This window comes from Geobacter psychrophilus, from assembly GCF_056821595.1.
Map to the genome: position 1 here is coordinate 4690779 of NZ_JBXDTU010000004.1, position 22223 is coordinate 4713001.

The 22223-nt window shown below is 55.4% G+C and carries 23 protein-coding genes; 20 read left to right on the forward strand and 3 right to left on the reverse strand.

Features of this window, described 5'->3' with window-relative positions; genetic code table 11:
• Positions 1-8: 8 nt before the first annotated feature.
• The gene (locus ACOCF6_RS24315; RefSeq protein ID WP_482463184.1) at positions 9-1133 is read left to right on the forward strand and encodes a BACON domain-containing protein; all 1125 of its coding nucleotides are present in this window, start codon (positions 9-11) and stop codon (positions 1131-1133) included.
• A gap of 113 nt (positions 1134-1246) precedes the next feature.
• On the opposite strand, the gene ACOCF6_RS24320 is transcribed toward ACOCF6_RS24315, so the two are convergent.
• Positions 1247-1414, reverse strand: coding sequence for a DUF362 domain-containing protein (locus tag ACOCF6_RS24320; RefSeq protein ID WP_482463186.1), 168 nt, complete (start codon positions 1412-1414; stop codon positions 1247-1249).
• Between the two features lie 245 nt (positions 1415-1659).
• On the opposite strand from ACOCF6_RS24320, the gene ACOCF6_RS24325 reads away from it, so the two are divergent.
• Together ACOCF6_RS24325 and ACOCF6_RS24330 are read left to right on the forward strand one after the other, a co-directional pair.
• The gene (locus tag ACOCF6_RS24325; RefSeq protein ID WP_482463188.1) at positions 1660-2925 is read left to right on the forward strand and encodes an acetate kinase; all 1266 of its coding nucleotides are present in this window, start codon (positions 1660-1662) and stop codon (positions 2923-2925) included.
• 317 nt (positions 2926-3242) lie between these two features.
• Positions 3243-4064, forward strand: a complete 822-nt coding sequence (locus ACOCF6_RS24330) for an HDOD domain-containing protein (protein ID WP_482463190.1) — start codon at positions 3243-3245, stop codon at positions 4062-4064.
• 15 nt (positions 4065-4079) lie between these two features.
• Here the strand turns inward: ACOCF6_RS24330 and truD are convergent, their stop codons facing one another.
• Complete coding sequence (gene truD, locus ACOCF6_RS24335) at positions 4080-5276, reverse strand: tRNA pseudouridine(13) synthase TruD (RefSeq protein WP_482463192.1); 1197 nt, start codon at positions 5274-5276, stop codon at positions 4080-4082.
• Positions 5277-5304: 28 nt separating this feature from the next.
• On the reverse strand, positions 5305-5769 hold the full coding sequence (locus ACOCF6_RS24340) for a tRNA (cytidine(34)-2'-O)-methyltransferase (protein WP_482463194.1): 465 nt from the start codon (positions 5767-5769) through the stop codon (positions 5305-5307).
• A 132-nt stretch (positions 5770-5901) separates the two neighbouring features.
• Here ACOCF6_RS24340 and serA point away from each other — a divergent pair, with 132 nt between their 5' ends.
• The 17 genes from serA (at position 5902) to tsaE (ending at position 22198) form a co-directional block, all read left to right on the forward strand.
• The gene (serA, locus tag ACOCF6_RS24345; RefSeq protein WP_482463196.1) at positions 5902-7527 is read left to right on the forward strand and encodes a phosphoglycerate dehydrogenase; all 1626 of its coding nucleotides are present in this window, start codon (positions 5902-5904) and stop codon (positions 7525-7527) included.
• Positions 7528-7542: 15 nt separating this feature from the next.
• Entirely contained in the window at positions 7543-8331 is a 789-nt protein-coding gene (gene lgt, locus ACOCF6_RS24350; protein ID WP_482463198.1) for a prolipoprotein diacylglyceryl transferase, read from the forward strand.
• Positions 8328-8807 (forward strand): SRPBCC family protein, encoded by a 480-nt coding sequence (locus ACOCF6_RS24355; protein WP_482463200.1) that lies wholly within the window; start codon positions 8328-8330, stop codon positions 8805-8807. Before lgt ends, ACOCF6_RS24355 begins: the two co-directional genes overlap by 4 nt.
• Positions 8808-8810: 3 nt before the next feature.
• The gene (gene pfkA / locus ACOCF6_RS24360) at positions 8811-9773 is read left to right on the forward strand and encodes a 6-phosphofructokinase (RefSeq protein ID WP_482463202.1); all 963 of its coding nucleotides are present in this window, start codon (positions 8811-8813) and stop codon (positions 9771-9773) included.
• A complete protein-coding gene (gene corA, locus ACOCF6_RS24365; RefSeq protein ID WP_482463204.1) occupies positions 9733-10848 on the forward strand; it encodes a magnesium/cobalt transporter CorA in 1116 nt (371 codons plus the stop codon). The genes pfkA and corA overlap by 41 nt, the downstream gene beginning before the upstream one ends.
• 15 nt (positions 10849-10863) lie before the next feature.
• A complete protein-coding gene (locus tag ACOCF6_RS24370) occupies positions 10864-11208 on the forward strand; it encodes a phage holin family protein (protein WP_482463206.1) in 345 nt (114 codons plus the stop codon).
• A 52-nt stretch (positions 11209-11260) separates the two neighbouring features.
• Positions 11261-11887, forward strand: coding sequence for a YajG family lipoprotein (locus ACOCF6_RS24375; RefSeq protein ID WP_482463208.1), 627 nt, complete (start codon positions 11261-11263; stop codon positions 11885-11887).
• Positions 11884-13278, forward strand: coding sequence for a tRNA lysidine(34) synthetase TilS (tilS, locus tag ACOCF6_RS24380; protein ID WP_482463210.1), 1395 nt, complete (start codon positions 11884-11886; stop codon positions 13276-13278). Before ACOCF6_RS24375 ends, tilS begins: the two co-directional genes overlap by 4 nt.
• 96 nt (positions 13279-13374) lie before the next feature.
• On the forward strand, positions 13375-15249 hold the full coding sequence (ftsH, locus tag ACOCF6_RS24385) for an ATP-dependent zinc metalloprotease FtsH (protein ID WP_482463212.1): 1875 nt from the start codon (positions 13375-13377) through the stop codon (positions 15247-15249).
• A gap of 2 nt (positions 15250-15251) precedes the next feature.
• Complete coding sequence (gene folP, locus ACOCF6_RS24390; RefSeq protein ID WP_482463214.1) at positions 15252-16460, forward strand: dihydropteroate synthase; 1209 nt, start codon at positions 15252-15254, stop codon at positions 16458-16460.
• Between the two features lie 23 nt (positions 16461-16483).
• Positions 16484-17236 (forward strand): diadenylate cyclase CdaA, encoded by a 753-nt coding sequence (gene cdaA, locus ACOCF6_RS24395; RefSeq protein WP_482463216.1) that lies wholly within the window; start codon positions 16484-16486, stop codon positions 17234-17236.
• 22 nt (positions 17237-17258) lie between these two features.
• Positions 17259-18617 (forward strand): phosphoglucosamine mutase, encoded by a 1359-nt coding sequence (glmM, locus tag ACOCF6_RS24400; protein WP_482463218.1) that lies wholly within the window; start codon positions 17259-17261, stop codon positions 18615-18617.
• A complete protein-coding gene (locus tag ACOCF6_RS24405; RefSeq protein ID WP_482463220.1) occupies positions 18617-19336 on the forward strand; it encodes a pyridoxine 5'-phosphate synthase in 720 nt (239 codons plus the stop codon). Before glmM ends, ACOCF6_RS24405 begins: the two co-directional genes overlap by 1 nt.
• The gene (locus tag ACOCF6_RS24410) at positions 19333-19713 is read left to right on the forward strand and encodes a holo-[acyl-carrier-protein] synthase (protein ID WP_482463222.1); all 381 of its coding nucleotides are present in this window, start codon (positions 19333-19335) and stop codon (positions 19711-19713) included. Before ACOCF6_RS24405 ends, ACOCF6_RS24410 begins: the two co-directional genes overlap by 4 nt.
• Positions 19710-21272, forward strand: a complete 1563-nt coding sequence (locus tag ACOCF6_RS24415) for an NAD(P)H-hydrate dehydratase (RefSeq protein WP_482463224.1) — start codon at positions 19710-19712, stop codon at positions 21270-21272. Before ACOCF6_RS24410 ends, ACOCF6_RS24415 begins: the two co-directional genes overlap by 4 nt.
• On the forward strand, positions 21269-21721 hold the full coding sequence (locus ACOCF6_RS24420; protein WP_482463226.1) for a CBS domain-containing protein: 453 nt from the start codon (positions 21269-21271) through the stop codon (positions 21719-21721). Before ACOCF6_RS24415 ends, ACOCF6_RS24420 begins: the two co-directional genes overlap by 4 nt.
• A gap of 6 nt (positions 21722-21727) precedes the next feature.
• The gene (gene tsaE, locus ACOCF6_RS24425) at positions 21728-22198 is read left to right on the forward strand and encodes a tRNA (adenosine(37)-N6)-threonylcarbamoyltransferase complex ATPase subunit type 1 TsaE (protein ID WP_482463228.1); all 471 of its coding nucleotides are present in this window, start codon (positions 21728-21730) and stop codon (positions 22196-22198) included.
• Positions 22199-22223: the final 25 nt, after the last annotated feature.

Consider the following 22223-nt stretch of genomic DNA (forward strand, 5'->3'; position numbering starts at 1 on the left):
GTAACACCATGAAACGAGCACCAGCAATCGCAACACTGACCCTGCTGGCAGCCCTGTCGCTGCCAGCCACCCCGGCCCTGGCGGCCTACACACAGGAGGCCTCAACCTTCTCGGCCGGAGGCGGTATTTCCTCCTCCATCAACTATGAAAATCTGGGGGTTATCGGTCAGCCGGGGATCGTCGGCAGCTCCACCGTTGCCGGTGGCCATACGGCCAATCACGGTTTCCTGTCCGTACTTGGGGATGGCTTCAAGATTCTGTATCCGGTGATCGCCGTTAACAAGGGCAGTATCTCCTTTACTCTTGCTACCAATTCCATCGGCAGCGACACGCTTGCCATCAGCAACAGCGGCGGCAGCACCCTCAACTGGAGCATTGCCAAGGCCCAGGGATCGAGCTGGTTGACCACGACACCCGCATCCGGCATCGGCCCTCTAACCGTCAACATCAGCGCCAACACCTCCGGTCTGGCTGTCAGCGCTACTCCCTACACCGAGACCCTGACCATCAGCGGCGTCGGGATCAACCAGACCGCACAGGTGCTGCTTTCCCTGACCGTGACGGCACCGGCGACCTACCGCCTGACTGTGACCGTTGTGAGCGACCATGCCACCAAGGGTGGCGGTATCGTGGCCGGCGGTTCAGGTGCCATTACCTGTTCCAACACCGGCAATAATCCGGCGACCCAGTCCTCCGGTACCTGCCAAGCCGACCTGACAGCCGGCACCAGTATCACGCTCTCACAGTTCCCGGACACCAACTCGACCGTGGCCACCTGGAGCGGCGCTTGCACGGGGACAGGAGACTGCGGAGTTGCAAATATCACCGCTGATACGGCAGTTACGGCAACATTTCCCTATGCCTACATGGCAAAGATAAACTCCGGTAACCGTTACGATACGCTTGCTGCTGCCTACACCAATGCCTCCTCCACGGATACGATCAAGATCCGAGGAGTTACCTTCGACGAGGGGCCCGTCACATTCAGTGGGGGGAAGATCATCTCGCTGTATGGCGGTTTTGATACCTATTATGCAACAGCAAGCGGATATTCTGCGATCAAGGGCAAACTGAATGTCGGTGGAACCGGCAGCAGGCTGAACATCAAGGGTGGAATCAAGGTTCATCCCTAGAATCTGAGCAAAAATGTATTCCTGGATTTTAAGACGTAAAAAGGCCCGTGTCACCACGGGCCTTTTTACGTTGCTTGATGTGCATCAATGCTTAAGCCGGTAAGACCGGTTAATTAGGCATGGATAGCATTTACGGGACAGGTATCCACGCAAGCGCCGCAGTCGATGCAGGTATCGGCGTCAATTACACGCTTGCTACCCTGCTCGCTGATAGCGTTGACAGGACAGGAATCCTCACATGCTGCACAGTTTGTGCAATCGTCGGTAATGGAATGGGACACGGTTTTTCCTCCTTCTAAGATTGGTCTTCCACATGGGAATGTTGAGAATTTACCATAGCCCTTTTCAAAATGTCCAGCAAAGAATATGCCCCCGCTTTACCGGCAATCCGACAAAATGTGTTGAAATCAGAGATATACTAATGTATATATCAAAAACAGTTTTATTTCAGCTATTTATTTTAGCCAGTCTGTTGATTTTTTATTGATATTATAAATAAATCTCTGTTTATTCAAGGGAGGCAACCATGATCATAATGGCACTCAACTGTGGCAGTTCTTCGGTAAAATACCAGCTATTTGACTGGGATAAAAAAGAGGTTGTAGCCAAGGGAATGGTTGAACGTGTTATTATCGGCGATTCCTTTATCATGCATGAAGTCCCCGGTCGCGAGACCTACCACCATGAACAGGATTGCGCCAATCATCAGGCCGCAATTGATCTACTTATCAAGACCGTTACCGATCCGGTTCACGGCGTACTGAAAAGCGTCGATGAAATTTCAGCCGTTGGCCACCGGGTAGTACATGGCGGCGAAAAATTCACCTGTTCGGTGATGATCGACGAGAATGTGCTCGACGCTGTTAAAGAGGTCCAGCACCTGGCACCCTTGCACAACCCGCCCAACATTGAGGGGATCGAGGCCGCCCAGGCGCTCATGCCGACCATTCCGCACGTGGCTATCTTTGATACCGCATTCCACCAGACCATGCCGGAAAAGGCCTATATCTATCCCCTGCCCTATGAGTGGTACGAAAAATATCAAGTCCGTCGCTACGGTTTCCATGGCACCTCGCACCTGTACGTTTCCAAGCGGGCTGCGGCACTGCTGGGCAAGAAGGCTTCCGAGTGCAACATCGTCACCATGCACATCGGAAACGGTGTGTCCCACTGCGCCATTAAGAATGGTATTTCGGTGGATACAACCATGGGCCTGACCCCGCTGGAAGGCGCTGTCATGGGTACCCGCTGCGGCGATATCGATCCGGCCATTCCGGCCTTCATGATGCAGAAGGAGAACCTTTCCGCCAAGGAGATCGACAGCATCCTCAACAAGAAAAGCGGTGTCATGGGTGTTACCGGCCGCTTTACCGACCGCCGCGACGTGATCGAAAACGCCATCGCCGGTGACAAGCGCTGCCAGTTGTCGCTGGATATCGAGTCGTACCGGTTGAAGAAGTACATCGGCGCCTTCATGGCCGCCGTAGGCCGACTGGATGCTGTCGTTTTCACCGCCGGCGTGGGAGAGATGGGCGCACTGATTCGCGAAAAGGCCATCGAAGGACTGGAACACATCGGCATCCACCTGGACAAAGCCCGCAACAGCGGCGCTATGACCCGCAAGCGCGAAACACTGATCACCACCGATGACTCGCCGGTCAAGGTGTATGTCATCCCCACCGATGAAGAGCTGGTCTTTACCGAAGACGTTGTCGCCATCCTGAACGGGACCTACACCGACCATATGCACTTTGAATATTCCTTTGCCAAGGATGATTTCGTTCGCAAATAGCCGCACCGATCACATCAGAACCAGCGCAGAAAAAGCCGGCTTATACCGGCTTTTTCTGCGCCTGCTGACAGTAGTACCCTTCCTGAATAACAACCTTCTCCATCCGGTTCCACTCCCGCATTATTAATAGATTTTATTTTAAGACATGACAAATGCTTTTTCTTTGATATACTGCTTTCTACTATGATCATTTTGGTGCTATTGTCCAACGATCGCGACAAATGGAAGCGATTTAGTCTTAATGATGCTATTGGATATTCAACCTGATCCCGGTTAACCAGAAACATCCAGCCACCTGAAAGGAAACGATATTGACTATGTATAGTCACCTACATAACGTTCTCTCCAGACAACCAATCGATTTGCCGGTCTTTAATCCTGTTGCCCTGGAACTGCTGCAGCTGCTGGCAGATCAGGACATTAATTATTTTGACGTCATCAGAACCATAAAGGAAGATGCGGCCTTATCAGCCCAGGTTCTCAGGATATCCAATTCACCTTCATACATGGGACTGATCAAGTGCGAAACCATTGAAAATTCGGCCATACGACTGGGAACCCAACAAATAGCCAATATTGCAATTGCTGCATCCCACGCCTCTCTGCACACATCCGACACCCCGGTAGTGAATGAAATCATGCAGGATCTGTGGCTGCATTCACATGCCTGTGCGCTCGGCTGCCGGACCATTGCCTTAAAAACCAACCACCAGCGCTTTGCCGATCACGCCTATATGGCAGGGCTACTGCACGATATCGGCAAACTGTATCTGCTCAAGGCCATGGAGCGTATCAGCAAATTCAAGGTCTACGGTATCAGGCTTGAACGCGAGGCCCTGCATGGGGTTTTCTCTGATATGCATGTAGAGTTCGGGGACCGCATCATGGAATACTGGAATATTCCCGATATCTACCGGAACATTGTTGCGAATCATCACTCTGCGCATTCAGACACCGATGACTTTCTGCTGACTATCGTGCGCGTGGTGAATTACAGCAGCAAAAAATTCAATGTCAGCAAGTTCCCTACCATGGACTGCTGTGAAGAAGCTGAATCCGACTTACATTCCCTACAGCTGATAGAATCAAATTTATCTGCACTGGAAACTGTTATGAAAGGATCCCAGGGTATACTGTAGCGTTCATCCGCCTTTTCAGAATGACTTGGTTACCTCCCGCAGCACCGAGGTCGCATAACTCCCCTTTGGAAGACTAAATTCCAACTGCAGCTGGTCGTCTTCCACCTGACAGGTTGCAGCTCCCAAAGGTACCCGCAGCGGCCGTCGTTCCCCTTCCATGCACAAACCGCTCCCCAGATCAAAATCGCCACCCCGGATACCCTCATCGGCCAAGATCCGTTGTTCCAGTGCCAGAACCACACCACCCGGCGGTTTCATCCGGCTGCCGAACATCGGACCACTGGCGGAAATCTCGAAGGCGGCCGCCCGCGGCGCTTCATCCTCTGCATGCTCCACCAGAAAACAGGCGCCATTCAGATGTTTCCAGGCCAAATCCCCTTCCATGACCTGATCTATGATCTCAAGGCGTAACGCCACAACCTTGTCAAATAGATAGGACTGGTAGGCCGACAGGTACAGTTTTTTCAGCCGGGGATGAATGGCGGAGAAAGCCTTTTCCCAAGAGTCAGGCTTTGCCACCAGTCGCTGCAGCACATCACGTTCACTGCGGCAATGACGCGGCATCTGTTCCAGTGCCGCTGCCAGGTCACCTTGTTGAAAAGAAACGACTGCCGACCGCCAGGCAGGGTCACGTACCGTATCCGGTTCACCCATCATATGATTGACGGCACCCTGCCAGTCGTGTCGCAGCATGGCAGCGCCGATCAGGTGCGAATTGCCCAGGGCACCGTAACGCTGATAGCCAAAATAATTGGGCACACCGCGCTGCTGCAGGACCCGCAATACGGCTGCAGCTGTCGTGGCCGCCTCGGCTGCCACATCTCGAACAACGATCCGGAAATGGTTGCCTTTAAGATGACCGAGCTTGAGTTTATTGCTGTGACGGTCAGCAGAAACGACCCGGATACCGTCCAGTGACAACGCCAGTGCTTCTTCCGCTGAAACACGCTGCACCGAGAGCGTCTGACGGGTAATCCCGACCGCATCCTTCATGCCGGCATAGCCGATATCGCGCTCGGTGACCTTCAATGCCCGGGCAATCCTGCGGATCGCTTCCAGCGTTGTAATTCCCCGTTTTTCAATCGTCAGATAGAGGTGTTCTCCCGAGCCGCACGGTTCGTAGGCCGGGATCTCGCTGACAATAAAATCATCAGGGGATTCCTTGATAACGCCGCCGGTGCCGGGGATGTCTGCGGTCAGATAGGGGTGCACGTTAATTCAATACCTCTCAATCAAAGAGTTACCCCAGCGCCCCGACCTGACGCAGCGCCTCGTACAGCACTATTCCGGCCGAGGTCGACAGGTTGAGGCTGCGCACAGCATTGGCCGGCATGGGGATGGTGATGGAGGTATCAGGGTTGGCCTGCAGCAGCTCCTCCGGCAGCCCCTTGGTCTCTTTGCCGAAGACGATAAAATCTCCGGGAGTAAAACAAGCTTCCAGGTAGGTACGGGCGACCTTGGTGCTGAGATAAAAAAAGCGACCGTCCGGAACAGCAGCTTTCAATTCATCAAGGTCCTGCCAGTAACGGATATCAACAAATTCCCAGTAGTCCAGACCGGCACGTTTCAGGTAACGGTCATCAGTGGAGAATCCAAGCTTGCCGACCAGATGCAGACGTGTGCCTGTGGCTGCGCACAGCCGGGCAATATTGCCGGTATTTGGCGGGATTTCGGGTTCAATGAGTACAATATTAAAAGGTTGCATGACGGACTGTATACCACTAATTATGTCTGCCGTGCTTGCATTTTTTTACGTGCAGGGCTATTATTCCTGTTCATTTCCTGCAGACAACGAAGTCCTTTAATGAATCAAAACAATACCGACCAAGGAGCAGCAATGAAGATTATTGTCACAGATGAAGTATCGGCAGAAGGGCTTGCCCTGCTGACCCAGGAACCGCGCATCCAGCTGGATGTCAAGCTGGGACTGAGCAAGGAACAACTACTGGAAGTCATTGGCGAATATGATGTCATCATTACCCGCAGCGGTACGACCGTTGACAAAGCGCTTCTGGATGCCGGCACACGCCTCAAGATGATTGCCCGGGCCGGCGTCGGCATCGACAATGTGGATGTTGACTACGCCAGCTCCAAAGGGGTGATCGTAGTCAACGCCCCCTTCGGCAACACCAACAGCGCAGCCGAGCACACTATGGCACTGCTGCTCTCCTTTTGCCGCAATGTTACCATCGCCAACAACAGCCTGAAAAACGGCGAATGGAAGCGGGCCCCCTTTACCGGACACGAACTGAAAGGCAAGACCGCCGGCGTCATTGGTATCGGCAAGGTCGGAGGCCGCGTGGTTTCACGGCTGAAGGCCTTCGAATGCGAGGTTCTGGCCTGCGACCCCTACATCGGCGTTAAGCGCGCCCACGACCTGGGTGTCAAGCTGGTATCCCACGACGAGATCTACAAGCATTGCGATATCATCACGGTCCACACCCCGCTCAATGAAGAGACCAAAGGGATGATCGGCCCCCGTGAATTCGGTCTGATGAAGACCGGCGTGATCGTGCTGAATGTTGCCAGGGGCGGTATCATCGAGGAGCAGGCCATGCTGGACAACCTCAACTCCGGCAAGGTAATCGGTGCGGCCTTTGATGTGTGGAGCGTGGAGCCACCGGCGACAGACGTCCTCAAGCAGCTCATCGGCCACAAAAACATGGTGGTGACGCCGCACCTGGGTGCCAACACCTTCGAGGCCCAGGTCAATGTGGCCATCGACGTATCCAAAGAGATTATCAACTACCTGGACGACCAGCCCCTGGAGAACGCCGTCAATATTCCGCGTTTCGATATGGCCCTGATGGACCAGATGCGACCGTTCCTGAACCTGATGAGCGTTATGTGCGACTTCGGTGTACAGCTGGTGGACGGCAATCCTGAAAAACTCATCTTCGCCTATGCCGGCAGCATCGCCCACTATGACTGTTCGCCCCTGACCGTCTGCGGCCTGTCAGCCCTGCTGAACCGCATGGTCGACCAGGATGTTAACATGGTCAATGCCACGCTGATTGCCGAGCAGATGGGTATTGTAGTGGAGGAGACCAAATCCACCCAGTCCGACGCCTTCTCCAATGTCATCACCCTGATCATCGAAGGGGGCGGCAAGCGCCGCCTGGTCTCGGGTACGCTCTTTGAGGGCGCACCGCGCATCGTCAAGCTGCGTGACTACACCATGGACTTTGCCCCGGAAGAACATATGCTGCTGCTCAATTATAACGACCGACCCGGCATGATCGGCAAGATCGGCACCATCATGGGCCAGCATGAGATCAACATCGGCTCGATGAACCTGGGACGCCGCGAGAAAAAGGGTGAGGCCATGGTAATCCTCTCCCTTGACTCGGCCGTGCAGCCACATGTTCAGGCAGAAATCCAGGCTGCAACCGAAGCAACATACATCAAGGCCCTGCATATGAGGGTCGGTGCCTGTACCCGCAATTGCGGCTGCGGCGTTTAGCCAGCACGAGACACTATGCAATTCCCGCACATCGACCCGGTTTTTCTCAGCATCGGCCCGCTCCAGTTTCGCTGGTACGGGCTGATGTACGTTCTGGCATTCGTTGCCACCTACCTGATCCTCCGTTCCGAAACCCGTCGCAAACAGTTGCCGCTTACACCCGACGATGTAGCTGACCTGGTATTTTTCGGTGCCATGGGTGTCGTCCTGGGGGGGCGACTCGGTTATATCCTGTTCTACAAACTACCCTTCTACCTGTCGCACCCACTGCAGATCTTCGCCGTCTGGGAAGGGGGCATGTCCTTTCACGGCGGCTTCCTGGGTGTCATCTGCGCCTTTGTGATCTACGCCCGTCGCAAACAGATACCTTTTTTTACGCTGATCGACATGGCGGCACTGTGTGCTCCGGTTGGGCTGGGTCTGGGCCGGATCGGTAACTTTATTAACGGCGAACTATACGGCCGGCAAACCGATGTACCCTGGGGCATTGTATTTCCCGGCGGCGGTCAGCTGCCGCGCCACCCGTCGCAACTGTACGAAGCCTTTCTTGAGGGTCTGCTGCTGTTTTTTATTGTCCGGACAATATCCCGCAGGTCCACTGCTACCGGAGTGGCCGGTTGGACGTTTGTCGCCGGCTATGGCCTGTTCCGCTTCATCGTGGAATTTTTCCGCCAGCCCGACGACCATCTCGGATTACTGATTGCCTTTTTTTCAATGGGACAGCTGTTGAGCCTGCCCATGTTTCTGCTCGGCAGTTTCATGGCCTTCAGGCTGTACCGTTCACACCCTGACCAGACAACATGAAACCATTCGTTTTCGAACGCATACAGCAACTCCCTACATCCATAGAAACGGCCTGGGCGTTTTTCTCAGATCCCGGCAACCTGGCCAGAATCACGCCGCCCGCGATGGATTTCCGCATCACCTCGCCCCCGCAGACAACGACCTACGCCGGTCAAATTTTCACCTACAAGATACGTCCGCTCATGGGTATCAGCATGTCCTGGACTACCGAGATCACCCATGTTTCCAGGCCCGATTTCTTTGTTGACGAACAGCGTTTTGGACCGTATCGTTTCTGGCACCATCAGCATTTTTTCCGCGAGGTGGACGGAGGCGTTGAGGTGCGGGACCTGGTCCACTACCTGCTGTTCCACGACCAGCTGGCCGGGTTGGTGAACCGCTTGATTGTGGCGCCTCGACTGAGAAAAATATTCGATTTCCGCCTGAAAGCGCTGCACGATATATTCACGCAACCTACCACGCACAGTACGAGGTGAATCATGAAACGACTTGCAATCCTGACCAGCGGCGGTGACTGTTCCGGCATGAACGCAGCTATCCGCGCAGCGGCCCGCACCGCTGTTGCCAATGATGTTGAGATGATCGGTTACCACAAAGGGTATGCCGGCCTGTTGAAAAACGATTACCAAGTGCTGGATACCAGGGCGGTCTCCGGCGTGCTCCAACGGGGCGGTACGTTTCTGCAATCGGCCCGCTCCCTGGAATTCCGGACTGAGGAGGGCAGACAGAAAGCCCTGGACAATTTGATGAAAGAGCGGGTTGAAGGGCTGATCGTGATCGGCGGCGACGGATCACTGAACGGCGCCCTGGCGCTTGACAAGATGGGTTTCCCGGTGATCGGCATACCTGCCAGCATCGACAACGACATACCCTACACCGATATGGCCCTAGGTGTGGATACGGCCCTCAACAACATCATCTACGCCGTAGACTGCATCAAGGACACCGCCAGTTCCCATGACCGCGCCTTCATCGTTGAAGTCATGGGGCGCAATTCCGGCTACCTGGCATCCACCTCCGCCATTGCTACTGGTGCCGAATTTGCCATCGTACCGGAGGTAGAATTCGACCTGTCGGAGATGTGCCTGCAACTGCGTCGACGGTATGAGGAGGGGCGCACCAATGCCTTGATCATCATGGCTGAAGGGGCCGGCAATGCACAGTCGATTGCTGACGGCATCAAGGATTCAGTCGGTTTTGAAACGCGGGTTACCGTGCTGGGACATTATCAGCGCGGCGGCGCACCTTCGGTTTTTGACCGGCTGCTGGGCAGCCGTTTCGGCCGCAAATCGGTCGAACTGCTGCTGAACGGCACAAAGGGGGTCATGGTCGGCCTGTCGGCCTCATCCCTGACCACAACACTCCTGGAAATGGTCGCCAATGGCGGCCAGAAAAAGCTGAATGAAGACCTGCTGCGCATGGCCGACATCCTGGGTATCTGAGATGCACGGCGGCCGCAGGTTTCTCAAAAAACGTTCCATCAAGGCCGGTCTGCCTCCGGGCAGTCTGGTTCACATCGGCGAGATCCCTGCTGATGCCGTCTCTATTGAATTGATCGGATACAGCCAGGAAACCGTTGAAGAGCAGAGATTTGCAACGGTCGATGACTGCCTGCCGCACCTGGAGCGTTCCGGCATCACCTGGGTGAATGTGGAAGGGGTCCACAACGTCGATATCATCCGCCATCTGGGGGAGCAATTCGACCTGCATCCACTGGTGCTCGAAGATATCGTCAATACCGTGCAACGCCCCAAGATTGAGGACTACGACCGTTACCTGTTTATTGTCCTGCGTATGCTGCGGCCTACCGGGGGAGGTGAATTCTCCTCCGAACAACTCAGCATCATCCTCGGTCCCGGTCACCTGTTCACCTTTCAGGAGGGGATCCAGGGGGATGTCTTCGATACCGTGCGGGAGCGGATTCGCAACGGCAAGGGCAAGATCAGGGGCATGGGAGCCGATTATCTGGCCTACGCCCTGATCGACGCCATTGTTGACAGCTATTTCAGCGTGCTGGAGGATCTGGGGGAGCGGATCGTCAATCTTGAGGAACAGCTGACTGCGCTGCCGGACCGCAGCACCCTGCATATGATCAACGGTATCAAGAAAGAGATCATCTTTCTCCGCAAAGCGGTCTGGCCACTCAGGGAGGCGGTTTCTTTCCTGGAACGGGGCGATTCCGAGCTCTTGAGCGACGCCACCCGGGTCTATTTCCGCGATGTCTACGACCACACCGTCCAGGTCATTGATACCGTGGAAACCTATCGTGATCTGCTTTCAGGCATGTTTGACCTGTATCTCTCCAGCATCAGCAACCGTACCAATGAAATCATGAAATTCCTGACCGTGATCGGCACCATCTTCATGCCGCTGACCTTTCTGGTGGGGGTGTACGGCATGAATTTCAAGCATCTGCCGGAACTGGAGTGGCGCAACGGGTACTTCCTGCTGTGGGGATTCATGCTGGCATTGGCTATCGCAATGATCATCTATTTCAGGAGGAAGCGCTGGCTGTAACGGCCGGACCATGCTATGACACGACTGATACTTACGTGGGTACTCAACTCATTCGCACTTTTTTTCGTCATGAAACTGGTGCCGGGGATCCAGATCGATCACTTCCGCGACCTGCTGGTGGCAACACTGGTTCTCGGCCTGCTGAACGCCTTTCTGAGACCGATCGTGCTGCTGTTCACCCTGCCGGTAACAATCCTGACCCTGGGCCTGTTCACACTGGTAATCAACGGGGTGATGTTCTATCTGGCGGCCTCGCTGGTGGATGGTTTTCATGTAACCGGATTTGGTGCCGCCTTTGTAGCGGCCCTGCTGTTCAGCCTGTTCAGCTCCGTTCTCAATGTGATGTTCCAGTCGAAATGAGGCTGTTCGCCTGAAATTCGTTTCACACCGTGATCTCTACGAGGTAACCGTCATGCATACAAACAGAACCACCCCGGCCGCGTTCCTGCTGGCATGCCTGGTCACCCTGACCGGTCTCAGCGGATGCGCCGCAGTCGACCAGAAAATCGGACTCAACTATGCTCGGCAGAACACGTCACTGGTCAGACACACGGGCGAAATAGCCATTGCCCGTATCGAATCAAAACCCGCTGCAAAAAACGTTGCAGGAGCATGGATCATCGGCTCGCTCAACAATGTGTACGGGGTACACCAGGCTGATCTGCTTTCCGACCGCAGCCTGCCAGAATGGATCTCGGAGGCGCTGCTGTTTGAGCTGAAACAGGCCGGCTATACCGTCTCCTCAGCCCCCGCACTGCCTGTCGGGGCCGTTCACGGCATCATAATCTCCGACATCGACATGGCCTTTAACCTCAATAAAGGCGTCGTCAGTACGGATACACGGCATGAGCTTAAATTCAACGTAAGTGTGTTCAGGAACGGCATAAAGGCCAAGACCTTTTCCGTCGCCTCCCGCGACGACAGGACAGTGCCGCTGGCCGCCTCAAAAGAGGATACCGAGAAGATCCTGCTCCACTCCCTGCAGGATGCCATGCAGCAGATCATCCCCGACATCATCGTTCTGATCGACAAAAAGTGATACATCCTTCCGATCTACCAGCCCGCGTTGCCGGCATAGTTCGCGAACAGCAGCTCTTCAGGCCGGGCGATACACTGATTATCGGCCTTTCCGGCGGTGCTGACTCCACAGCACTGCTCGACCTGCTCGTGTGCCTGCCGGAAATGCCACTGCGGCTGATTGCGGCCCATCTCAACCATTGTCTGCGTGGTGCCGAATCCGATGCCGATGTAGAATTCTGCCGGGGGCTGGCCGAACAGTACGGGATCCCTTTTGTATCGCGCCGTGTCGATGTCAAGGCATCAGCCGTCTCAAACCATCTCAATCTTGAAGATGCTGGACGACGTGTACGCATCGCCTTCTTTGATGAGCTTCTGACCACCTGGCAGGCAACCGCCGTTGTCCTGGCACACCATGCCGATGACCAGGCTGAAACCGTTCTGATGCGCCTGCTGCGCGGCTCGGGCATGACCGGACTGGCCGGGATGCCCTATCGCAATGGTCGCGGCTACGTCCGCCCCCTGCTGAGTTTCACCCGGGCCGAGATAGAGGCCCACCTGGTTGGTCGCGAACTCAGCTGGCGTGAAGACGACTCGAACCTCGACCGGACCTTCCTGCGCAACCGCATACGTCATGAACTGCTGCCACTGCTGGAACAGTACAACCCCTCTGTCCGCGCTAGCCTCTCGACCACAGCCGACGTACTTTCCGCCGAAAACGACCTGCTTGATGACCTGGCGACCCAGGCTGCCGAACGGATCAGCCACGCAACAGTGCACGGCAGCTCCTGCAGCATCCGGCTTCTGCTGTCCGAGCCACTGGCCCTGCAGCGCCGCATCATCCGCCTGTTGTTATCACGGCTGCACAACAGCCTGAAACAGATCAGCTACCGCCACGTAGCTGACATCCGCCGGATGGCTGGTTCGGAACGCCCCAATGCCCAGATCAGCCTGCCCCAGGGTATCGTTATCTTAAAAGAGTACGATGCGCTTGTATTCAGAAGCGGGGAGGAAAACCAGCCTCTGCCAGACGAAGTTCTAATTCCGGGTCCCGGTACCTATCGACTCCCCGGAATCGCCCGGCTGACAATTGAACCGTCAACAGCTACGGCACAGCTTGACATACCCTGCCCTGACAGCGCCTATTTTGATCTCGACAAAGCCCCCTTTCCCTGGCAGCTCCGCACCTTCCTCCCCGGAGACCGGATCCAGCCGCTCGGCATGACCGGAACAAAAAAACTCAAGGACATCTTTATAGACAGCAAGATTCCCCTGTCACAGCGCAGCCGGACTCCGCTCGTATTCAGCAAAGAAGTGCTGATCTGGGTGTGTGGCCTGCGGATGTCGCACCACGCCCGCCTTGACAGCAGTTCATCACGCGTCATAAAGATTGTGTTTTCGCGAGAGGAGTAACGCGGCAACCGTCAATTGACTTGTATCTCCGCCTCCAATATGGTAGTTATGTAAAATTTTCAAGGGCACAAATCGAACACATCGCCGGGGGTATCCGTGAATCAGTTTTACAAGAATCTTTCGCTCTGGCTGGTCATCAGCCTGATGATGATCCTGCTGTTCAACATGTTCAACAAGCCGAAACCAACGGCTGACAAAATCTCATACAGCGACTTCATCTCCCAGGTGGAGGCGGGCAAGATCACTGCCGTCACCATTCAGGGGAACGACGTATTCGGCAAGTACGAAGGCAAGGACGGGAAAGATTTCCGCACCTACAAACCGAACTCGGATGCCGATCTGACCCAGATGCTCCTGGACAAGAAAGTAGCCATACAGGCCAAGCCGGATGAAGAGAAGTTCTCCTGGTTCTCAATCTTCATCTCCTGGTTCCCCTTGATTCTGCTGGTGGGCGTCTGGATCTTCTTCATGCGTCAGATGCAGGTGGGCGGCGGCAAAGCCATGTCATTCGGCAAAAGCCGGGCCAAACTCCTGACTGAGAATCAGGTCAAAATCACCTTTGAAGATGTTGCCGGAATTGAAGAGGCCAAGGAAGAACTGAACGAGATCATTTCGTTCCTCAAGGATCCCAAAAAGTTCACCAAACTGGGCGGCAGAATACCGAAAGGGGTGCTATTGATGGGCCCTCCCGGTACCGGCAAAACCCTGCTGGCCCGCGCCATTGCCGGTGAAGCCGGTGTGCCGTTCTTTTCCATCTCCGGTTCCGATTTCGTTGAAATGTTCGTGGGCGTCGGCGCCAGCCGGGTGCGCGATCTGTTTCTGCAGGGCAAAAAAAGTGCACCCTGCATCATCTTCATTGATGAGATCGATGCCGTCGGACGTCACCGTGGAGCCGGCCTGGGGGGGGGACATGACGAGCGCGAGCAGACCCTTAACCAGCTGCTGGTGGAGATGGACGGATTTGAATCCAACGAGGGCGTCATCCTGATTGCCGCCACCAACCGCCCCGATGTGCTCGACCCGGCCCTGCTCCGTCCCGGACGCTTTGACCGCCAGGTGGTTGTGCCCCGTCCGGATGTCAAGGGTCGCGAGATGATCCTCAAGGTCCATGCCAAGAAGGTGCCGCTTTCACCCGATGTCGATCTGGCGGTAATCGCCCGTGGGACTCCCGGCTTCTCTGGTGCCGACCTGGCCAACGTAGTCAACGAGGCCGCCCTGCTGGCGGCACGCGTGGATAAAACCGTTGTGGAGTCCATAGATTTTGACGATGCCAAAGACAAGGTCCTGATGGGCGTTGAACGGCGCAGCATGGTCATCTCCGACGAGGAGAAAAAGAGCACCGCCTATCATGAAGCCGGCCACACCCTGGTTGCCAGAACGATCCCCGGCACCGACCCGATCCACAAGGTCTCCATTATCCCTCGCGGTCGCGCCCTGGGTGTCACCATGCAATTGCCTATCGAGGACAAGCACAGCTATTCCCGCGAAGCACTCCTGGCCCGTATTGCCGTTTTAATGGGAGGGCGCGCTGCCGAAGATATCATATTCAATTCCTTTACCACCGGAGCCGGCAACGACATTGAACAGGCCACCGAAATGGCCCGCAAGATGGTCTGCGAATGGGGTATGAGCGACAAACTGGGTCCCCTTTCCTTCGGAAAGAAGGATGAGCAGATCTTCCTGGGGCGCGAAATGTCTACCCACAAGAACTACAGCGAAGCCACCGCAGTTGAAATCGACACCGAGATCAGACGCATCGTCGACGAGAGCTATGCCAAGGCTCATTCCATCCTCTTGGAAAACATCAAGAATCTGCACAACCTGTCCGTGTGCCTGATCGAGAAAGAAAACCTGACCGGCGCCGAGGTTGATGAAATCATCGCCGCCGGCACACCGATCTATGGCCATGTTCACCAGGAACAGGCGGATGCTGAGGCACCTGCAGCGCAACACACCGACCTTCAGGCATAAGTATGAGCAGTTTCCAGGCGAGAGTGCTTCACATCGCCAGCCCGCAGGATGCGGAACGGGAACTGCGCTGTATCAGCGTTGACCCCGCGGGCATCGGCATGATGGCAACCAAAATGCTGACCCGCTGCGTAAAGCTGCACGAACTGCAATGTCGCCAGGCCAACATCCTCAAGCAGGAAATGCTTGCTCTGGGCGGCGACGCCGCCGTCGCCCGGGGTACCGTGGCTTGCAGCATCGACCACACCGACGTCATCCTGATCGGCACCGACAAACAGCTGCTCAAGCTGTCCAACAAGCTGGCTCCGCAACCGTTTGGACTCCCTGCCCTGGCAGCTGAACTTGCACAGATTCTATCTCACGCTGTCCACACCCCACAATCATGGAAAACCGCTCAGCGGGACCTGTCGCTGAAACGGCCTCTGATTATGGGCATCCTCAATGTTACACCCGACTCATTCTCTGACGGCAATCATTATGTTGACCCGCAACGCGCTATTGATCGCGCATTTGAGATGGCCGAAGAGGGAGCAGATATCATCGATATCGGTGGTGAGAGCACCCGTCCCGGCGCTCCGCCAGTAACAGCAGAAGATGAAATAAACCGGGTAGTTCCGGTTATATCCGGCCTTGTTGGAAAAATCCGCTGTGCGCTCTCGATCGACACCTGGAAAAGCAGCGTCGCCTCTGCAGCTGTTGCAGCCGGTGCCGAGATCATCAACGATATCAGCGGCTTTACCTTTGACCGGCAGATGGCCGCAGTTGCCGCCCTATCAGGCGCCGGCGTCGTGCTCATGCACACCCGCGGCACTCCGCAAGAAATGCAGAGCAATACTGCCTATGCCGACCTGATCGGCGAGATTGTGCAGTCATTGCGGCACTCTGTCACCCTGGCCGAAGAGGCCGGAATCTGCCGGGAACGCTTGGCTGTCGACCCCGGCATCGGATTCGCCAAGGGTGCCGGCCAGAATCTGGAAATCCTGCGCCGATTGCGTGAATTTACGAGCCTCGGCTTGCCGATCCTGACAGGGACATCCCGAAAATCGTTTATCGGCAGGATCCTCAACCGTGAGATAGACCAGCGCCTCCCCGGGACAGCCGCCACCGTCGCCCTGGCAGTTGCCAACGGTGCCGCCATCCTGCGGGTTCATGATGTACATGAAATGCGCGATGTTGCCGACATGGCACACGCGATCACAACTGGTAGCATGTAAACGTAACCAAACGGGACCCCCCCATGACTATTCCAGCGGCTCTGACAGGGATGTCGGATACACTTCTGATGACTGTATTGGTAGTTGCCTGTGCCCACGTTATCAGACGTGATGTGGCCATGCGCCTGCTGGGGATCATGTCACTTCTCACCTTGCTGTCATTGTTTGCCCGCTTAATCAATATACCTTCACTGATTCACATCCTGGACATCCTGACAGCTTCCACACCGGTTATTCTGGCCGTTATTTTTCAGACCGACCTGCGTCGAACCCTGCTGGCGCTCGGCAAACGCACATCGTCAACAACAGAAATCGAAGGAGACGTTGAAACCGTTGAAGAGCTACTCAAGGCGCTCCGGGAAATGGCTGAAAAACAGATCGGGGCCCTGATCGTGCTTGTCCGGCATATTCCGCTCGATCACATCATCAACGTCGGCACCCAGATCGATGCCAAGGTGACCAGTGAACTGCTCAATTCGATCTTTCTGCCCTACTCTCCGATCCACGATGGTGCCGTAATCATTGAAAACGGAAAGCTCACCAAAGCCGGCTGTCTGCTGCCACTCTCGCAGAACCCCGACATCGCCAAGAGTTTCGGAACCCGGCATCGTGCGGCTCTCGGGCTTTCAGAGCTTTCAGACAGCTATGTCGTGGTGGTTTCCGAAGAAACCGGCAAGATTTCACTCGTCCATGACGCCAAAATCTCCTATGACATGGAGTACGGGGAATTGCGCAGAACACTTAAGAAGGCTTTGGGCATAAAGCGTCAGGCCTGAGCTTCAATTTTCAGGAGGATGTATGAAAAAACTGTTCGGCACCGATGGAGTGCGTGGTGTTGCCAATGTATATCCCATGACGATCGAGATGGCCATGCAGCTCGGTCGCGCGGCCGCCTATATATTCAAGGGCTCCAGCAAGCGCCGCCATCGCATCGTGATCGGCAAGGACACCCGTTTGTCCGGTTATATGCTGGAAAACGCCCTGGTGGCCGGGATCTGTTCCATGGGGGTTGATGTCTTGATCGTCGGCCCTTTGCCTACCCCGGGTATCGCAAATATCACCTCATCCATGCGGGCAGACGCCGGGGTGGTCATCTCCGCCTCTCATAACGCCTTTCAGGATAACGGCATCAAGTTTTTCTCCGCCGACGGCTTCAAGCTGCCTGACGAAATCGAGTTGAAGATTGAACAGCTGATTGAGTCCAAAAAGATCGATACCCTGCGACCGACCGCCACCGAGGTGGGCAAAGCCTTCCGCATCGATGATGCCGCCGGCCGTTACATCGTTTTCCTCAAGAACACCTTCCCCCAGGAAATGGACCTGTCCGGCCTGAAGATCGTACTGGACTGCGCCAATGGAGCTGCCTACAAGGTCGCACCGGCGGTCTTCGAGGAACTGGGGGCCGAGGTGATCGCCCTGGGCGTGAAACCCAACGGCACCAATATCAATGCGGAGTGCGGCTCGACCCATCCCGAGGTCATCAGCGAAGCGGTCAAGCAGCATCGGGCAGACATCGGCATCGCCCTGGATGGAGACGCCGACCGCGTGATTGTGTGCGACGAGTTCGGCAAGGAGGTAGACGGAGACCACATCATGGCCATTTGCGCCATCGACATGCTCAAGCGCAAGACGCTGAAGAAGAAGACCCTGGTTGCCACGGTCATGAGCAATATGGGCCTGGATATAGCGCTCCGCAAGGCCGGCGGAAAGATCATTAAAACCGCTGTAGGCGATCGTTATGTTGTTGAGGAGATGCGCAAAGGGGGCTTCAACCTGGGGGGAGAGCAATCCGGTCACATGATCTTCCTCGATTCCAGCACAACCGGCGATGGCATCCTTTCAGCCCTGCAGCTGCTGGCTGTCATGCGGAGGGAGCAAAAACCGCTGTCCGAACTGGCTCAAATCATGATTGCGTTGCCGCAGGTTCTTGTTAACACAAGGGTCCGTGAAAGAAAGGATATCCTGACCATCCCGAAGATTGCAGCCAAGGTTCGCGAAGTAGAGGATAAACTGGGTAACGAAGGACGTGTATTGATCCGATACTCCGGGACGGAACCGCTGCTGCGTGTTATGATTGAAGGGCAGGACAAATACGAGATCACCACCTGGGCCAATGAGATCTGTGATCTGGTGAAGAAACATATCGGAGAGAAATAATGGCTAAACTGGGCCTCAACGTTGATCACATTGCCACCGTGCGCCAGGCGCGCGGCGGTATTGAGCCGGATCCGGTCACGGCCGCTGCCTTGGGGGAGCTGGCCGGCGCCGAAGGGATCACCATCCACCTGCGGGAAGACCGTCGTCATATCCAGGATCGTGACCTGGAAATATTGCGGCGGACGGTAAAGACCAAGCTCAACCTGGAGATGGCCGCTACCCAGGAAATGGTCAGGATCGCCCTGAAGGTTAAACCGGAGCAGGTTACCCTGGTGCCAGAAAAACGCCAGGAATTGACCACCGAGGGGGGCCTGGATGTCATTATCAACCTCAAATCGATAACTGATGCCGTCAAGAGGCTGCGGGACGGCGGCATCATCGTCAGCCTGTTCGTTGATCCGAATCAGGAGCAGATCAAGTCCGCCAACAAAACCGGGGCAGACTATATTGAGATTCACACCGGCGCCTACGCGGAGGCAACTAACTGGAAGGACCAGGAGCGTGAGCTGGAGGCAATCGATACCGCCATCAAGCTGGCCCGCAAGGTCGCCCTGGGTGTCAATGCCGGGCACGGGCTGAATTACGTCAACATCAAGGCCCTGGCTGCCATTGGCGGCATCGAGGAATACAACATTGGTCATTCGATCATCGCACGCGCCATGCTGGTAGGCCTCAATCGCGCTGTCAAAGACATGGTGGAGTTGATCAAATACTCATGATTGCAGGCATCGGCACCGATATTGTCGCCATAGAGCGCTTCCAGCGTTTCATCGACCAGAATAACACGGCCCTGCTGCAGCGGCTCTTCACCGAGCAGGAACGGACGCTCTGTTCAGGCAGAAAAAACAGCGCCTCCTGCTATGCTGCCCGTTTTGCTGCCAAGGAAGCGTTATTGAAGGCCCTGGGGACCGGTTTGCGGGACGGCATCTCCTGGAGGGACATGGAAATCACGCACAACGACCTGGGCAAACCGGAACTGCTGCTGACTGGTCGAGCCGCTGATATCTTCGCTTCACAAGGATTGGGCAGCATCTTTCTGTCGATGTCACATGATGGTGGCAATGCAATTGCCATGGTTGTTCTGGAGACCATATGAAAGTTGTTACCGCACATACCATGCAGGAGATCGACAAACGCGCCATTGACGAGTTTGGCATCTCCGGCCTGAATTTGATGGAAAACGCCGGACAGTGCTGTGTCAACGAGATCATTGCGCACTACGGCACTTCGGGACGTGCTGTGGTGATTGCCGGCAAAGGCAACAACGGAGGCGACGGCTATGTCATTGCCCGCCTGCTCAGCCTGAGAGCGTGGGATATCAGGGTGTACGTCTTGGCCGAACAGGACCTGATCAGCGGCGATGCCGCCATTAATCTGGAAAAACTGCCCCGGGACATGGTCCAGTATTGTCCCCGCCAGGGAGAGCTGCCCACCCTGCTCCGGGAGGATATCTGCAAGGCTGATTGCCTTGTGGACGCACTGTTGGGAACCGGCTTGAGAAGCGATATCTCCGGCGTGTATCAGGAAGCGATTGAACTGATCAATGCTTCAGGTCGACCGGTTGTTTCCGTTGACATCGCCTCGGGTATCCACGGGACAACCGGCCGGGTACTTGGAGATGCAGTACGCGCCTCCACCACCGTCACGTTTGCCTTTGCCAAGCTGGGACACGTCCTGTACCCCGGTGCCGAGCATACCGGCAGGCTGATCGTTGCCGACATCGGGATTCCGCCCCGACTAATGGAGAGCGCCAGCGGATATGACTTCATAAATGACGAGATTATACGTCCCATGCTTCACCGGCGCGATCGCCAGGCCCATAAAGGCCAATTCGGCCACTGCCTGATCATAGCCGGATCAACCGGCAAGACCGGAGCAGCAGCCCTGTCCGCCAACAGTGCCGTACGTGCCGGGTCCGGTCTGGTAACCCTGGCTATAGCCGAGAGCCTGCATCAGGTCCTTGAAATTAAGACCACTGAAGTCATGACCGTTCCACTTCCGGACTCTGGCAGCGGCTGCCTGACCAGCAATGCCTTCCAGACCATTGAAAAACTGTTGGGTGACAAGGACGCCGTGGCGCTTGGCCCCGGTCTGGGCAGGCGCCCCGGGACCACATCCCTGGTCCAGAATATCGTCGAAACCGTGGCACTGCCGCTGGTTATCGATGCCGACGGTCTGAACGCACTGGCAGAGGACATCAGCATATTGCGGAGAAAAAAATCGGGCACTGTCGTACTGACGCCGCATCCCGGTGAAATGGCCCGCCTGCTGGGCACATCCATCCCTGACGTCGAAGCCATTCGCATCTCGGTTGCCCAGGAATTTGCCAGAAACTTCGGCATCTACCTGGTTCTCAAAGGTGCCAGAACCATCATCGCCTCGCCAACCGGCACGGCAGCCATCAATGGCAGCGGTAATCCCGGTATGGCAACCGGCGGCATGGGTGACGTACTGACCGGCATAATCACCTCACTGCTGGGGCAGGGATACTGCGGCTGGGATGCCTGTCGCCTGGGTGTATTCATCCATGGCTATGCAGCAGACCTGGTCGCCGAAGAAAAGGGCGAAATCGGTATCTGCGCCTCAGATGTCCAGGAAATGCTGCCCTATGCCTACAACAAGTTGCTTACAAAACAAGGAGAATTCATACCATGAAAACCGTAGCAGATATCATGACGAAAGATGTCGTCACTGTAACTAAAGAAACCACCGTACGGGAACTGGCTCAGATTTTTGAGTCACGGCACTTCGGCAGTCTGCCGATTGTGGATGAAAACGGCAGCCTGACCGGCATCGTAACCGCATCAGATCTGATCGAACAGGGGAGAAGCCTGCACATTCCTACGGTTATATCCCTCTTTGACTGGGTCATTCCGCTGGAAGGAGAACGCAGCCTGGAACGCGAGCTGCAGAAAATGACCGCCCAGACGGCCGGAGAGATCTGTTCAGCAGATGTTGTCACGATTTCGGCCAGTGAACCGGTCAGCGCGGCAGCAGACATCATGAGCAGCCGCAAATTGCACGCCCTGCCTGTCGTTGAAGGGAATAAACTGGTCGGGATGATTTCACGCATCGACATCATTCGCAATGTGATCAGATCGTAGACCGCCGTGATCATTACCACCCACTCAGCACTTGAAACCGAGACAATCGGATGCAAGCTCGGCACCTGGCTGAAGAAGGGCGCATTCATTGCACTCTTCGGTGATTTGGGAGGCGGCAAAACCTGTTTCACTCGGGGTATCGTAGCAACAGTTGCCCCCGAAAGCCTCCATCTAGTGGCGAGCCCTACCTTCGCCATCATGAACGAGTATCCGGGACCTGTGCCGGTTTATCATTTTGATTTTTACCGTTTGACCACTGCCCACGAAATTTCGGAACTCGGTTTCGATGACTATTTCCAGGGCGAAGGCATCTGTGTCGCTGAGTGGTCTGAACGACTGGGAGACTTTTTGCCGCAAGATCATATCAAGGTTATCTTTGAACATGCCGGCGGTGATTGCAGGAGAATTTCTTTTATTGCCGGCGGCCCACAATCTCAGATTTTAATAGATGAGCTGATGTCACTCAAAAATATATAAGAATTTCTTTGACCTTCATCGCCTT

Excerpts from the sequence above, each read along its gene's own strand:
- ACOCF6_RS24315 (WP_482463184.1), top strand. The coding sequence starts at position 9 with ATGAAACGAGCACCAGCAATCGCAACACTGACCCTGCTGGCAGCCCTG.
- ACOCF6_RS24325 (WP_482463188.1), top strand. The coding sequence starts at position 1,660 with ATGATCATAATGGCACTCAACTGTGGCAGTTCTTCGGTAAAATACCAG.
- ACOCF6_RS24330 (WP_482463190.1), top strand. The coding sequence starts at position 3,243 with ATGTATAGTCACCTACATAACGTTCTCTCCAGACAACCAATCGATTTG.
- ACOCF6_RS24340 (WP_482463194.1), bottom strand. The coding sequence starts at position 5,769 with ATGCAACCTTTTAATATTGTACTCATTGAACCCGAAATCCCGCCAAAT.
- serA (WP_482463196.1), top strand. The coding sequence starts at position 5,902 with ATGAAGATTATTGTCACAGATGAAGTATCGGCAGAAGGGCTTGCCCTG.
- lgt (WP_482463198.1), top strand. The coding sequence starts at position 7,543 with ATGCAATTCCCGCACATCGACCCGGTTTTTCTCAGCATCGGCCCGCTC.
- ACOCF6_RS24355 (WP_482463200.1), top strand. The coding sequence starts at position 8,328 with ATGAAACCATTCGTTTTCGAACGCATACAGCAACTCCCTACATCCATA.
- pfkA (WP_482463202.1), top strand. The coding sequence starts at position 8,811 with ATGAAACGACTTGCAATCCTGACCAGCGGCGGTGACTGTTCCGGCATG.
- corA (WP_482463204.1), top strand. The coding sequence starts at position 9,733 with ATGAAGACCTGCTGCGCATGGCCGACATCCTGGGTATCTGAGATGCAC.
- ACOCF6_RS24370 (WP_482463206.1), top strand. The coding sequence starts at position 10,864 with ATGACACGACTGATACTTACGTGGGTACTCAACTCATTCGCACTTTTT.
- ACOCF6_RS24375 (WP_482463208.1), top strand. The coding sequence starts at position 11,261 with ATGCATACAAACAGAACCACCCCGGCCGCGTTCCTGCTGGCATGCCTG.
- folP (WP_482463214.1), top strand. The coding sequence starts at position 15,252 with ATGAGCAGTTTCCAGGCGAGAGTGCTTCACATCGCCAGCCCGCAGGAT.
- cdaA (WP_482463216.1), top strand. The coding sequence starts at position 16,484 with ATGACTATTCCAGCGGCTCTGACAGGGATGTCGGATACACTTCTGATG.
- glmM (WP_482463218.1), top strand. The coding sequence starts at position 17,259 with ATGAAAAAACTGTTCGGCACCGATGGAGTGCGTGGTGTTGCCAATGTA.
- ACOCF6_RS24405 (WP_482463220.1), top strand. The coding sequence starts at position 18,617 with ATGGCTAAACTGGGCCTCAACGTTGATCACATTGCCACCGTGCGCCAG.
- ACOCF6_RS24410 (WP_482463222.1), top strand. The coding sequence starts at position 19,333 with ATGATTGCAGGCATCGGCACCGATATTGTCGCCATAGAGCGCTTCCAG.
- ACOCF6_RS24415 (WP_482463224.1), top strand. The coding sequence starts at position 19,710 with ATGAAAGTTGTTACCGCACATACCATGCAGGAGATCGACAAACGCGCC.
- ACOCF6_RS24420 (WP_482463226.1), top strand. The coding sequence starts at position 21,269 with ATGAAAACCGTAGCAGATATCATGACGAAAGATGTCGTCACTGTAACT.